Annotated in this window: 11 protein-coding genes; 6 read left to right on the top strand and 5 right to left on the bottom strand. The window is 73.6% G+C overall.

The annotated features are described in order from the left end of the window. Positions 1-77 precede the first annotated feature (77 nt). Positions 78-515: a hypothetical protein gene (locus ABD899_RS01595; protein WP_345201547.1), complete on the top strand. Its 438-nt coding sequence runs from the start codon at positions 78-80 to the stop codon at positions 513-515. A gap of 350 nt (positions 516-865) precedes the next feature. Then, complete coding sequence (locus ABD899_RS01590; protein WP_345201544.1) at positions 866-1,084, top strand: hypothetical protein; 219 nt, start codon at positions 866-868, stop codon at positions 1,082-1,084. 283 nt (positions 1,085-1,367) lie between these two features. Here ABD899_RS01590 and ABD899_RS01585 read toward each other — a convergent pair whose 3' ends face one another. The 5 genes from ABD899_RS01585 to ABD899_RS01565 all read right to left on the bottom strand — a co-directional run bounded on the left by ABD899_RS01585 (position 1,368) and on the right by ABD899_RS01565 (position 5,248). Beyond that, positions 1,368-1,973: a response regulator transcription factor gene (locus ABD899_RS01585; protein WP_345201542.1), complete on the bottom strand. Its 606-nt coding sequence runs from the start codon at positions 1,971-1,973 to the stop codon at positions 1,368-1,370. Further along, positions 1,970-3,076, bottom strand: a complete 1,107-nt coding sequence (locus ABD899_RS01580) for a sensor histidine kinase (RefSeq protein WP_345201540.1) — start codon at positions 3,074-3,076, stop codon at positions 1,970-1,972. The genes ABD899_RS01585 and ABD899_RS01580 overlap by 4 nt, the downstream gene beginning before the upstream one ends. Before the next feature lie 42 nt (positions 3,077-3,118). After that, positions 3,119-3,931 carry an ABC transporter permease gene (locus ABD899_RS01575; RefSeq protein WP_345201538.1) on the bottom strand — a complete coding sequence of 271 codons (813 nt, stop codon included), beginning with the start codon at positions 3,929-3,931 and terminating at the stop codon, positions 3,119-3,121. Beyond that, positions 3,928-4,881, bottom strand: coding sequence for an ABC transporter ATP-binding protein (locus tag ABD899_RS01570; protein WP_345201536.1), 954 nt, complete (start codon positions 4,879-4,881; stop codon positions 3,928-3,930). Before ABD899_RS01570 ends, ABD899_RS01575 begins: the two co-directional genes overlap by 4 nt. Positions 4,882-5,023: 142 nt before the next feature. Next, positions 5,024-5,248, bottom strand: a complete 225-nt coding sequence (locus tag ABD899_RS01565; protein ID WP_345201533.1) for a hypothetical protein — start codon at positions 5,246-5,248, stop codon at positions 5,024-5,026. A 147-nt stretch (positions 5,249-5,395) separates the two neighbouring features. Here ABD899_RS01565 and ABD899_RS01560 point away from each other — a divergent pair, with 147 nt between their 5' ends. The 4 genes from ABD899_RS01560 to ABD899_RS01545 all read left to right on the top strand — a co-directional run bounded on the left by ABD899_RS01560 (position 5,396) and on the right by ABD899_RS01545 (position 12,596). After that, entirely contained in the window at positions 5,396-9,580 is a 4,185-nt protein-coding gene (locus ABD899_RS01560; protein ID WP_345201531.1) for an nSTAND1 domain-containing NTPase, read from the top strand. Between the two features lie 225 nt (positions 9,581-9,805). Then, positions 9,806-11,392, top strand: coding sequence for a carboxylesterase/lipase family protein (locus ABD899_RS01555; RefSeq protein WP_345201529.1), 1,587 nt, complete (start codon positions 9,806-9,808; stop codon positions 11,390-11,392). After that, the gene (locus tag ABD899_RS01550; protein WP_345201526.1) at positions 11,392-12,195 is read left to right on the top strand and encodes a 2-oxo acid dehydrogenase subunit E2; all 804 of its coding nucleotides are present in this window, start codon (positions 11,392-11,394) and stop codon (positions 12,193-12,195) included. The genes ABD899_RS01555 and ABD899_RS01550 overlap by 1 nt, the downstream gene beginning before the upstream one ends. Positions 12,196-12,395: 200 nt before the next feature. Next, a complete protein-coding gene (locus ABD899_RS01545) occupies positions 12,396-12,596 on the top strand; it encodes a hypothetical protein (protein ID WP_345201524.1) in 201 nt (66 codons plus the stop codon). Positions 12,597-12,639 lie beyond the last annotated feature (43 nt).

Here is a 12,639-nt window from a genome sequence, read left to right as displayed (position 1 = left end):
CTGCATCGGGTGGGCCCCAGGTCCGTCGTCGAACCCTCGCGTTGGGCGCTGCCTGGTCCGTCCCGGTGGTCGCCGCCGTGGTGGCCGCACCGGCGTATGCGGCATCCGGGGCCGTTCTGGCGCCGTCGTTCACCCGGCTGGGCGCGGCCTGCCTGTCGCGGCGTGCCGGCGGCCAGTGGCAGTACGAGTACTGGGTCGAGCTGGACATCCCCGCCCCGGACTCCCGCCGCGTGAAGATCGTCAGCGCCAACCTGAGCGCGGTGCCGCTGACCTTGACGGCGGCGTACGACAGCGTCGGCACGTCACTCGGCCTCGGCGGGTTCTGGATGTTCGGCGGGCCCAAGGCCTTCTGGTTGCGCCTGGTGTTCGACATCCCCGTCGGCGCCACCGGCGGGGCGCTCGAGATCAACTACCTCTGGGGTGGCACGACGGGCCCCGTCACGCGGGCGTCCTCCGTCCTGGCCAACCCCGCCGTCCCGGTGTGTCCGCTCCCGGCCCAGCCGCCGTCGACCTGACATCGGTCCCCGGGCCACTGATCACGTCACGAGCGCTGCGCGCGCCGATCGCGACCGGCGCTGAGATCCCGCGCTGGGCTCGTGTCCGCCTGCGCAGCGGAGCGCGAGTCCTGAATGCTTCCGACAGGCCGAGCGGGAGCTGCTGGAGGCGTGGGCCGAGGTCCGCGCGCCGTCACCCCCAACGATCGGCCACGACCGAACTGTTCGCTCGCGTCCGGCGGGCGCCGGTCGACCCGCGGCCGACACGCCCGTGTCGAAGGTTGACGTCACCGTGCGGCCGGTTCTTGACCCGAGGTGGTTCGTGGGTGAAACTATCGCGACAACGTTGTCACTGCCTGGAGGAGACACCAATGGAACTCGTCACGCCGAAGAGTCGGCTGATTCCCGTGGACGTCGGTGACCACCGACCATCCCGGTGGGCCGAGCGGGACTGGCGCAGGGGCTTCGTGCAGGGCAGCACGGGCCTGGACTGCCTGAGCTGCGGTGCGCGCATCGGCTCCCGGCCCGAGCTGGCCGATCGCCACCGACGATGGCACGTCGAGCTGGAGTCGCAGTTCGGGGGGTCGTGAGTCCTGAGTGTCGTCGCGGCTGGCGAGCACGACGTCATGACCCCGGCCTCTCCCACCTCTGGCTCACCTGGTCCTGAAGCGCTGGCGGAGCGTTTCCACCAACAGGCAGTTGGCGAGCCGAGGTCGGCTCTCGAGCGTGGCGCCAGGAACCTCGGCGAGGGACTGCCTGTTCGTCGGGGCGCTCGCCACCGGCGCTCGAGCTCGTCACCGGACCGGACCCGGGCATCGCAGGGGTCGCCCGGCATCCCGGCGAGGCCCCCCTCGGACGCGGCGGCGGGCCCCGTCACAGCCACCCGCGGTCCCGTGCCTGTCGGGCCGCCGCGACCCGGTTGGACGCGCCGAGCTTGCCCATGGCCTCGGACAGGTAGTTGCGCACCGTGCCTTCGGACAGGTGCAGCTGCCCGGCGATCTCGGCGTTGCCCAACCCGTCGCCGGCCAGGCGCAGCACCTGGCGCTCGCGGTCGGTCAGCGGGTCGGGCTCCCCCCACGCGTCGGCGGCCAGCTGGGGGTCGATGGCGCGGCGTCCGGCGTGCACGTCACGGACGGCCTGGGCCAGGGCGCTGGCGGGGGCGTCCTTGAGGAGGTAGCCGACGGCACCGGCGTCGAGCGCGCGCCGGAGGTATCCGCCCCGGGCGAAGGTGGTCAGGATGACCACCCGGGTCGGCAGACCGCGTCGTCGGACCTCGGTGGCCACCTCGAGCCCGGTCATCCCGGGCATCTCGATGTCCGTCAGCAGGACGTCGGGGCGCAGGGCGTCGACGAGGCGCACGGCCTCCTCGCCGTCGGCGGCCGTGCCGGCCACGGTGATGTCGGCCTCCAGGCCCAGGAGCGTGCTCAGGGCACCGAGGACCATGAGCTGGTCCTCGGCCAGGACGACGGTGATCGTCATCGCCCACCCACCCACTCGGACCCGTGGTCGTCGGTGGACTCCGCCAGGGGCACGGTCACCTCGACGACGGTCCCCCGGCCGTCGCCGAGGGCCGTCGGCGCGCCCACGACGACATGGCCACCGAGGGCGGCGATCCGCTCGCGCATGCCCGTGAGCCCGGACCCGGCCCGCCCCGCGGAGCCGCGGCCGTCGTCGCTCACCTCGAGCCGGACGTCGCCCCCGAGCGTCGTGATGCTGACGGTGGCGTGCGTGGCACCGGCGTGGCGCACCACGTTGGTCACGGCCTCGCGCAGCGCCATGGCCAGTGCGGCCTCCTGCTCGGGGCGCAGGGCGGTCGGGTCGGCATGCACCTCGACGTCGACCCCTGCTGCCTCCAGCGCCACCCGTGCTCCGTCGAGCTCGGCGCCCAGACCCCGGGCGCGGTACCCGGCGACCGCGGCGCGCACCTCGCCGAGGGCCTCGCGTCCGATCTGCTCGATGTCGGTGACCTCCGCGACGGCCCGGTCCGGGTCGGCCCGGACCAGCCGCGCGGCCAGCTCGGACTTCAGCACGATGACCGACAGGGTGTGCCCGAGCAGGTCATGGAGGTCCCGGGCGATCCGCTCCCGTTCGGCGATCGTCGCCAGGCGCTCGATCTCCTCGTCGGCGCGCACGAGACGCTCGTTCGCCCGGCGGCGCTCCGCGTCGACGATGCTCGTCGCACCGACGACCGGGGTGAAGAACAACGCCGGTCCGATCGCGGCCAGCCGCCACGGCATCGGGACCGGTGAGACCACGAAGATCACGACGACCACCCCGACGAGGGCGGCGACGACGAGCACGGCCCGACGGGCGGGGTGCAGGCGACTCGCCGCGGCCGCCGCGTAGACGGCGAACACGCTGGCGCCGCTGTTGACGAGGGACCCCGCGAGGGCCAGGGCGCCGAGGGCGGCGATGACGAGCAGGACCTGCCGGTCGTCGCGTGCCCGGAACGTCGCTGCGTAGAGCGGCAGGAACACCGCGATGAGCACCGCGACGGCGAGCCAGTCCCTGCCGTCGGTGGAGGGGTTGAAGACCGGCTGGTAGAACAGCGCCCCGAGGTAGACCAGCCAGACGTAACGCATGTCAGTGGGTGGGGTGCGGCGCGCGGTGGCTCATCGGCTGCGTCATCCGTAGGTCCGGCCCTCGTCGCGGCGGAAGCCCCACACGGCCACCGCGAGGAAGAAGGCGGCGAACGCCAGCAGCGCGACGGCGTGCACCGCCGGCGATCCGGCCTCGGCGGCACCGATGGTGCCGAGCGACAGCTGGGCGAAGTGGTAGGGCGGCAGCGCGGGAGCGATCGCCTGCACGAAGGCGGGCAGCTGGTGGATCGGGATCCACAACCCGGAGGCGAACGCCATCGGCAGGTAGACGAGGTTCAGCAGGGCGGGCGCGGAGTTCGGGCCCACGAGGTAGCCGAAGGCCAGGCCCATGGCCGAGAACGGCAGCGCCCCGATGAGGAGCACGAGGCCGAGGCCGATCCACTGGCTGGCGGGCATGCGCACACCACCCAGTGTGGCCCCCAGGCTGAACAGCGCCCCGATGATCAGCGCGGAGACGGTCGTGCTCATCGCGACCTTGGCCACGAAGTAGGCCTGGGGCGGCATGGGCGAGACGCGCTTGAGCCGCATCCAACCCTGTCCGCGCTCGAGGGCGACCGACACCCCGAAGCCGAACAGGGCCGCGCCGATGACCCCGAAGGTGCCGTAGGTCGCCATGAGGTAGGTCGGCCGGTCGACCGCTCCGGCGTCGTCGCCACCGAACGCCAGCCCGAAGAGCACGTAGAACAGCACCGGCAGGGCGATGGTGCTCACGGCGAAGATGGGGACGCGGACCAGCTTGAGGAACTCGTGCCGGGACTCGGTGACGTAGATCCTCGCCGGGTTCGACCGAGGCGGCGCAGGTGCGGTCGTCGTGGACATCGTCGTGGGGGTGGTCATCGTGTTGCCTCCGTGGTACTGGTCAGGGCGAGGAAGGCCTCCTCGAGGCTTGGTTCGGTGACGGTCACACCGGTGGTCGAGGGGTCCCGGTCGAGCAGCGCACGCAGCACCGGCTCGGCGGACGCGGCGAGCAGCTCGAGCCACGGACCCTCGCGTGAGGCGCGGGCCACGCCGGGCCACCGGCTCGCCACCGCGAGGTCCACCGAGGTCCGGGCCCGGACCCGTCGCCCGGGAACCCGGGCCTTGATCTCGTCCGGCCCCCCCTCGGCGATCACCACACCGCGGTCGATGACGACGACCCGGTCCGCCAGCGCGTCGGCCTCCTCGAGGTAGTGCGTGGTGAGCACGACCCCACGCCCCGACCGGGCCAGCCCGCGCAGGGTCGACCACAGGCCGCGCCGGGCCTCGACGTCCAACCCGGTGGTGGGCTCGTCGAAGACCAGGAGGTCGGGATCGCCCGCCAGCGCGATCCCGAACAGCACACGACGCTGCTGGCCGCCGGAGAGCTCGCCGAACATCCGGCCCTCGAGCCCGTCGAGGCCTGCCGCGGTGACGACCTGCGCCATGGGCAGCGGGGCCGGGTAGTAGCCCCGGAACTGGGTGAGCAGCTCGCGCACCCGCAGCGTGTCCGGCACGCCGGAGGCCTGCAGCATCACGCCGAGGCGCCGGCGAGCCCGCACGTCGCGGGGGTCGCGACCGAACAGGCGCGCGCTTCCCGACGTCGGCGCGGTCAGGCCGGTCACCATCCCGATCGCCGTGGACTTGCCGGCCCCGTTGGGCCCCAGGAGCGCCAGGAGCTCACCCGGGCGGACCTGCAGGTCCAGTCCACGGACGGCGTGGACCGTGGCCGGGCCCTTCCCGAACTGCTTGGAGACCCCGAGCAGCTCGGCCAGCACGGGGATGCCGTGGGCGGCGGTCGGGTGAACGGGTGTCTGCTGCGTCGTGGTCATGCCCCAAGGCTCGCGCCCCCGGGGGCGGACCCAGTAGTGCCCGCAGTCACCACCTCGGCATGACAGATGTCATGCGCGGGACTGGTCGGCCACCCTCACCGCGCTGCGGCGCGGGTGGACGTCGACGTCCCCGCGAGCGGGGTCAGCGTCGCGGGACCCACAGGGGTGCGCTGACCCCGTTGCCGGTGAGGTCGTCGCAGCGGACGAACTGGGTGCCGACCCGGGTCAGTGGGCAGGAGGTGGGCGCGCGGTCCTGCTGGGGCGCGGGACCGGCATCCTGGCGTGCGGCCGAGGGGGTGACGAGGGCGGCGCCCAGGAGCAGCGCGGTCGCGGTGGTGCCGAGGAGGCGGAGCTGGAGAGCTGACATGGTCGTGGCCTCACGAACGGTGGGACGCCACCCGGGCGGGCGGCTCCCACCGTTGTGCCATCCGGTGGTGTCGCCGCCGTGCTGCGCGGGTATCACGGCGGTATCGCGGCCCTTGACGGGTCGGTGCGAGGGGTCGACATTCGAGGCGTGGGTATCGCCGTGCTCGGTCCGCTCGAGCTCGACGGGACGACCTCGACCCTGGGCCTGCGCGACCGCGTGGTGCTCGAGGCGTTGGCGGTCCGGCCGGGCGCGGTGGTCCGCGCCGAGTCGCTCGCCGAGGCGATCTGGGGCGAGACCCCGCCGCCGTCGTGGCCGAAGGTCGTGCAGGGGTGCGTCTCGCGGCTGCGAAAGACCCTGGGCGGCGAGGTCATCGAGACCGCCGAGCACGGCTACCGGCTACGGGTGCACGTCGACCACGTCGACCACCTGCGGTTCGAGCGGCTCGTCGGCCGAGGCCGTGAGCTGCTGGCGCTCGGCGAGCCCGAGCGGTCCTCCTACCTCCTGCAGGAGGCCCTGGACCTGTGGCGGGGCGAGCCCTTCAGCGAGCTCGACGGGTGGGCGCCCGGGCTCATCGAGCTCGAACGCCTCGTCGAGCTGCACCACGACGCCGAGGAGCTGCACGTCGAGGCACTGCTGCGGTCCGGGCACCACCAGGTCGTGCTCGGCCCCGCTGCACGCCTGGTCAGGGAGGCACCGTTCCGGGAGCGCCGGTGGGGGTTGCTCGCGCTGGCCCAGTACCAGGACGGGCGCCAGCGCGACGCGCTCGACACACTCCAGCGCGCCCGGACCGTCATGGTCACCGAGCTCGGGCTGGACCCCGGCCCTGCCCTGTCGTCGCTGGAGCAGGCGATCCTGCGCCAGGACCCCTCGCTCGCCGTGCAGGCCGCGCTCCCCGAGCCCAGCGCCGAGTGTCCCTACCCGGGGCTGATGGCCTACGACATCCGCGATGCCGGGTCGTTCTTCGGGCGCGAGGCGGAGGTCGCGGCGTGCCTGGCCCACCTCGACGCCGGCGGCGCGCTGGCGATCGTCGGCGCGTCCGGCAGTGGCAAGTCGTCGCTCGCGCGGGCGGGCGTCGCGGCAGCGCTCGAGCGCGACGGGCGCCGGGTCGAGGTCCTGACGCCGGGACGGCATCCGATGGACGCCCTCCACGGCGCGGCGCGGCGCAGGGATGCCGTGCTCGTCGTCGACCAGTGCGAGGAGGTCCTCGCGCCCGAGGTCGACGCCGCGGAGCGCGCGCACTTCCTGGCCGCGCTGGCCGACATCGCCGGCCGTGGTCTCGTCATCCTGACCCTGCGGGCCGACCGCCTCGGTGAGGTCACCCGGTACCCCGTCTTCGCGCACCTCGTCGAGCGCGGCCTCCACCTCCTCGGGCCGATGGACACCGACGCGCTCCGCCGGGCCATCGAGGGACCGGCCGAGCAGGCGGGGCTGCGGCTCGAGCCCGGTCTGGTCGACCTGCTCGTCCGCGAGGTCGAGGGGGCCCCGGGTGCCCTGCCGCTGCTGTCCCACGTGCTGCGCCAGACGTGGTCCAGGCGTGAGGGCAACACCATGACGGTGGCCGGCTACACGGCCACCGGTGGGATCCAGGAGGCGGTCTCGCAGTCGGCCGAGGCCGTCTTCAGGGGGATGACGGGCCGCCAGCAGGCCATGCTGCGCGACCTCATGCTTCGTCTCGTCGTTCCGACCGACTCCGGCGACCCGGTGCGCACGCGCGCCCCGCGCCGGTCGGTGGCCGCCGACGCCGAGCACGAGGCCGTCATCGAGAGCCTGGTCGTGGCGCGGTTGGTCAGCAGCGACGGCGACAGCGTGGAGATCGCGCACGAGGCCCTGGTCATGGCCTGGCCACGCCTGCGGTCGTGGCTCGACGACGACGTCGAGGGCCTGCGCATCATGCGCCACCTCGCCGTGGCGGCCGACAGCTGGCAGGAGCTCGGCAGGCCGCCCGGCGAGCTCTACCGCGGCCCGCGCCAGGCCAAGGCCGAACAGTGGCGCACCGCGACCACTCCCACCCTCACCCCGACCGAACGCGACTTCCTCGACGAGTCGGCGGCGCTCGCCGAGGCCGAGGCGCGCGCCACCGAGGACCAGGTCCGCCGGGAACGCCGCTCCAACCGGCGGCTGCGTGCCGGGCTCGCCGCAGCCGGTGTCCTGCTGGCGGTGTCGGTGGTCGCGGGAGCCCTGGCGAAGACGGCGGCGGATCTCGCCGACGAGGAGGCCGTGCGAGCCGAGGAGCAGTCGGTCGCGGCCGACGCCCGCCGCCTCGGGGCCGAGGCGCTGCGCACGCGCGACCCGGACCTCGCCCTGTTGCTCGCCGTCGCGGGAACCCGTCTCGATGACTCCCCAGACACAAGGAACAACCTCAGCGCGGCGCTCGACCGTGCGCCGGAGCTCATCGGCGTCGCCAGGACCACCGAACCGATCGACGGGGCCGTGCGACCCGACGGTCGGGTGGTGGCCACGACAGGATGGGACGCCGGAGTGAGCCTGTTCGACGTGGAGACTCGCGAGGAAGTGGCCCGCAACCACGACATCCCCCTCTACGGCGTGCGCTTCAACCCGAACGGCACCCAGCTCGCCGCCGCGGTCAACCCGAGTACCCCGAGCGGTGAACGGCGGGTCGACCCGCTCTCCGTTCGGATGCTCGACCCCGAGACTGCGGCGCTTGCCGATACCCAGCTGGGCGGTCTGCCGGAGAAGCGCGTGGTCCACACGGCTCTCGGCTTCAGCTCCAACGGCCGTTGGCTGGCAGCGGGCTTCGCGCACCCCACCCAGCTGGACACGGAGACCTGGGTCAGGGTCTGGGACACAGGCGACCTCGCGCGTCCGGTGGCGGCGTTCACCGTCCCGTTCCTGGCCAAGGAGCAGCTCGCCGTTGCCGACGACGGCACGCGGGTCTATCTGGGGGACAGCGAGTCCGTGTCCCTGCTCGACGCCGCGTCCGGCCGGGTGCTCCGGTCTGCGCCCGCCGGGGCGATCGCCCTCAGCGCTGACGGGTCGACTCTGGTTGCTGTCCGGGGCCGGGAGATCGCACTGCTCGACCCCGAACGGCTGACCGTGAAGTCGACGATCCAAGAGGACGGGGGCATCGACGGGCTCGTGCTGTCCCCGAGAGCCGACAAGGTGGGCTACACGGTCGACGACACCCTGGTCGTGCGCTCGCTCGCGGACCCCGACGCGGCGCCGTCCCGGCTCAGCGGGGCGGAGGCCGGTTTCAACGGGATCGGCTTCAGCCCCGACGGGCGGACGTTCTACAGCCGGGGAGGCGGCCGGCTGTGGGTGTGGGACCTCGTGGGTGACCGTCGATTCGTGAGGTCCCCGCCCGTGGAATCGCCCCCGGACTCGGTGGAGATCTTCGAGGCGGAGGTCTCCCCGGACGGGCGGACCGTGGCGAACCTCGTCATCGGGGAGGGGGAGTCCTTCGGCGTCCACCTGCTCGACGTGGAGTCAGGCACGAGGACCCCGCAGTCGGCCTTGAGGTCCAGCAACGCCTACTACGTCGACCTCGCCTGGCGACCGGACGGCGCGGTCGTGGCGAGCGCCCAGAACGACCACTGGGTCGACCTGTGGGACGGAGTCACCGGGAAGGCCGCGGGCCGCCACCGGGTGCCCGACCGCTTCGGCGTCGTCGACAGCGTCAAGTTCAGCGGCGACAGCACCCGCCTCGTGGTGGGCACCCACCTGGGCTGGGTCTACTCCGTCGACGCCTCCACCCTGGGGGTCGTCGGTACCCCCGTCCAGGTCAAGGCCCGCGTACCGACCTACGGACTCGCCGCGAACGCGGACGGTTCACGGGCGATCGTGTGGATCGACCGCCGGCTCCAGCTGCTGGACCTGTCCTCAGGACGGGTGCTCGTCCGTGCCGACCCGGGGTTCGATGTGACGGACTGGGCCTGGTCCGCCGACGGGACCGCCGTGGTCGTGCTCGGCAGGGACCCGTCCCAGGACGGCCAGGGCACGATCGCCCAACTCGACCCCGAGAGCCTGACCACCAGGTCCGGGTGGTCAGGGCCGCAGGTGGTCGCCGGGTCGATCCAGTTCTCTCCTGATGGACAGCGGTTCACCACCTCTGGGTCGGAGCGCGTGGGGCTCTGGGACACGCGGACGACGGCATTCCTGGGGTCGGTGCGTTCCGACGAGGCCAGCCTCGCCGGGTTCGCCCCGAAGTTTCCCGAGGTGCTCATCGCCTCGCCCAGCGGTGAGGTGTCGGTCTGGAACCCGGGGCCCGAGGCCGCGGTCAGGGCGGCATGCCGCATCGCCAGCCGCGAGATGACCGAGGCGGAATGGCGCTCCTACCTGCCCGAGCGGGCGCGCCAGCAGGTCTGCCGTCCCTGAGGGTGGCTGGTACGAGCGGCGGTACCAGGTGCGTCCGGCGGTTGACCCGGTACGCACCGGCAGGTACCCGGTACGTGCCGGCGGGTCACCCGGTGCGAGCGGCGGGTCCCCGGTGCGTGCCGGGCGCCGTCGTGACCTACGAGTCAGGTGGTCGACGCCTGCCCCGAAGGGCGGGATGATGGGAGGTCAGGCCGGGCCACCGGTCCCGGCCCCGGGAGGTTGGTCATGGGCACGGTTCCGTCGTCCGTTCACGGCTCCAGCAGCCCGGTGGTGCGCACGACCGGCGGTCCGGTGCGCGGCCGCGTGACCGAGGGCGTCCACGTGTTCCTGGGTATCCCGTACGCAGCGCCGCCGTTCGGTGCCGGCCGGCTGCGGCCGCCCCGCCGTGTCGAGGGCTGGGACGGGGTGCGCGACGCGAATCGGCTGGGGCCCGAGCCGCCTCAGGTGGCGCCGCCGTCGAGCGGCGGCCCGGATGCCGGGGCCGGGGAGGACTGGGGTGCCGTGGCCGAGGCGTTCGCGGCGGTGGAGCGCGCCGCGGCCGCGCAGGAGTGCCTCAACCTCAACGTGTGGACCCCGGATCCCGGAGCAGCCGGTCTGCCGGTCATGGTGTGGATCCAGGGCGGTATGTTCGAGCTGAGCTCGACGGCCGCGTACGACGGCAGCCGCTTCGCCCGCGACGGCGTCGTGTGCGTCGTCATCACCTGGCGACCCGGGGCCGAGGGTTTCCTCTACCTCGCGGACGGGATCGCGAACCTCGGGCTGCTGGACCAGGCCGCCGCGCTGGAATGGGTGCGCGAGAACATCGCGGGGTTCGGCGGGGACCCGGACAACGTGACCGTCTTCGGGGAGTCCGCCGGCGCGATGAGCATCGGTGCGCTGCTGGCGATGCCGGCCGCCCGGGGGCTGTTCCGCCGAGCCATCCTGCAGAGCGGCGGGGCCCAGCACGTGATGTCACCCGAGGACGCGGCCCGGATCGCCGGAACCCTGACGGACCTCCTCGGGGTGGACCGTGACCGGGACTCGGTCGCCTCCGCCGGCGTGGGCCGGCTGCTGGCAGCCCAGGCGCAGCTCAAGGCGGACCTGCTCGCCCACCCGGACCCGGCCCGGTGGGGTGCCTCGGTCGTCACCACCACGATGCCGTGGCAGCCCGTCGTGGACGGTGATGTCCTGCCCGGCGCACCGCTGGATGCCGTCGCCGCCGGGTCGGCCGCCGGCGTCGACGTGCTCGTCGGGACCAACGTCGACGACTGGCGGCTCTGGCTCGTGGTCAGCGGTGCGATCGGGCAGATCACAGACGAGATGCTCACCGGACCGGTGCGCACGTACGGCCACCAGTGCCTGGCCGCGTACGGCCTCGACCCCGATGCGGCGCTGGCCGCCTACCGGCACCGGTACCCCACCGCCGGGCCCGGCGACCTGCTCGCCACGGCCCAGACCGACTGGTGGATGCGGATCCCCGCCATCCGGCTGGCCGACGCCCACGCTGCGCGCGGTGCCACCCAGCGCACCTACATGTACGAGTTCGCGTGGGCTTCGCCCGGCCTCGGCGCGGTGCACGCGCTCGAGGTGCCGTTCGTCTTCGACACCGCGAGCCCGAACGCACCGCTGTTCGGTCCGCTGCTCGGTGCGGACCCACCCCAGGAGCTGGCCGGAGCCATGCACGCGGCGTGGGTCACCTTCGCCACGACCGGCGACCCCGGGTGGCCGCGGTACGACCCCGCCACGAGGACCACGATGCGCTTCGACACCACCTCGGTGCTCGTGCACGACCCCCGGTCCTGGGAGCGCGCGCTGTGGGACGGCATCCGCTGATGGCCGTCCGCCCGTCCGCCGGTGCCGGCTTCACCCTCGCGCCGATCCCCAGGGAACGCCGGCCCGTGCTCGACCGGCTGGCCGGAGCCAGCCGCCGCTTCCAGGTCCACGCCCTCGTCGAGCTCGACGTCACGCAGGCCTCGTCGCGGATCGCGAGGACCACCCCGCGCGTGTCGTGGACCGGCTTCCTCGTCGCCACCGTCGCCCGGGCGGTCGCCCTGCACCCCGAGGTCAACACCCGACGGGCCGGCAGCCACATCCTGTCCTTCGACCGCGTCGACGTCGGGGCCACGGTCGAGCGGCACTGGCAGGGTCGCACCGTGCTCGACGTCGTCGTGGTCACCGACGCCGACCACCAGTCCTGTGCCGAGGTCACCGACGTGTTGCACCGGGCCAAGTACGGGCCGGGTCAGCCCCATCGGGTCGGCGGCGTCACCGACCAGATCGTCCGCCTCCCCGGACCGCTGCGGCGCGCCGCCATCCGGGCCGCCGGGTCCAGGCCGGGTGTCGCCGCGAGGTTCGGGCCGGCCGTCGGCGTGACCTCGATCGGGATGTTCTCCGACGGGTGGGGCTGGGCCATCCCCCTCGCCCCGCTGACCCTGGTCCTCACCGTCGGGGCCGTGGTGGACCGGGCCGTGGTGCGCGACGGGCAGGTCGTGGCCCGGCCGATGCTGCCGCTGACCCTCAGCTTCGACCACGCCGTGATCGACGGAGCACCCGCCGCCCGGTTCACGGAGACCCTGCGCGCTCTCGTCGAGTCGGCCGCGGCCTTCGACGACGCACCCGCGCCGTCCCAGCCCTGACCCCAGGGGAGTCCGATCCGACCGGGTGCACCCGTCGGGCCGGCGGGCGGCGCGGCCTGGGCAGTGAGTTTCCTGAGAAGTTCCTGAGCGCGGGAGCCGGGGGCCGGAGGTCGTGCGCACCGACCGGTCGACCCGGGCGCGGTCGGCGTGCCAAGGTGGGCGCAGGTCAAGACGCGGCCCCCGCCCTGATGGAGGTCGCCGTGCGTTACCTGTTCGTCGTTTCCGGGTCGCCCTCGGCGGCCGTCGAGGACGAGCTGCCGGAGATGGCCGCCACGACCTATCCCACCGGGGGTACGGCGCTGTTCGGCCCCATCCGGGACCAGGCCGACGTCATGAGCGTGCTCGCTCGCCTGACCCGTCTCGGCCTCTCGGTCGTCGAGATGCGACCACTTCCCGACTGACAGCGCCCCCCTCGTTCCGACTGCCTGACGGCGCAGCGCTCGC

Source organism: Fodinibacter luteus (genome assembly GCF_039541575.1).
Lineage (GTDB): Bacteria > Actinomycetota > Actinomycetes > Actinomycetales > Dermatophilaceae > Fodinibacter > Fodinibacter luteus.
This window is presented reverse-complemented; position numbering and strand designations above follow the sequence as displayed.

Coding starts and splice junctions, on each gene's coding strand:
- ABD899_RS01550 (WP_345201526.1), top strand. CDS start 11,392: ATGGCCGTCCGCCCGTCCGCCGGTGCCGGCTTCACCCTCGCGCCGATC.
- ABD899_RS01565 (WP_345201533.1), bottom strand. CDS start 5,248: ATGTCAGCTCTCCAGCTCCGCCTCCTCGGCACCACCGCGACCGCGCTG.
- ABD899_RS01575 (WP_345201538.1), bottom strand. CDS start 3,931: ATGACCACCCCCACGACGATGTCCACGACGACCGCACCTGCGCCGCCT.
- ABD899_RS01570 (WP_345201536.1), bottom strand. CDS start 4,881: ATGACCACGACGCAGCAGACACCCGTTCACCCGACCGCCGCCCACGGC.
- ABD899_RS01580 (WP_345201540.1), bottom strand. CDS start 3,076: ATGCGTTACGTCTGGCTGGTCTACCTCGGGGCGCTGTTCTACCAGCCG.
- ABD899_RS01555 (WP_345201529.1), top strand. CDS start 9,806: ATGGGCACGGTTCCGTCGTCCGTTCACGGCTCCAGCAGCCCGGTGGTG.
- ABD899_RS01590 (WP_345201544.1), top strand. CDS start 866: ATGGAACTCGTCACGCCGAAGAGTCGGCTGATTCCCGTGGACGTCGGT.
- ABD899_RS01585 (WP_345201542.1), bottom strand. CDS start 1,973: ATGACGATCACCGTCGTCCTGGCCGAGGACCAGCTCATGGTCCTCGGT.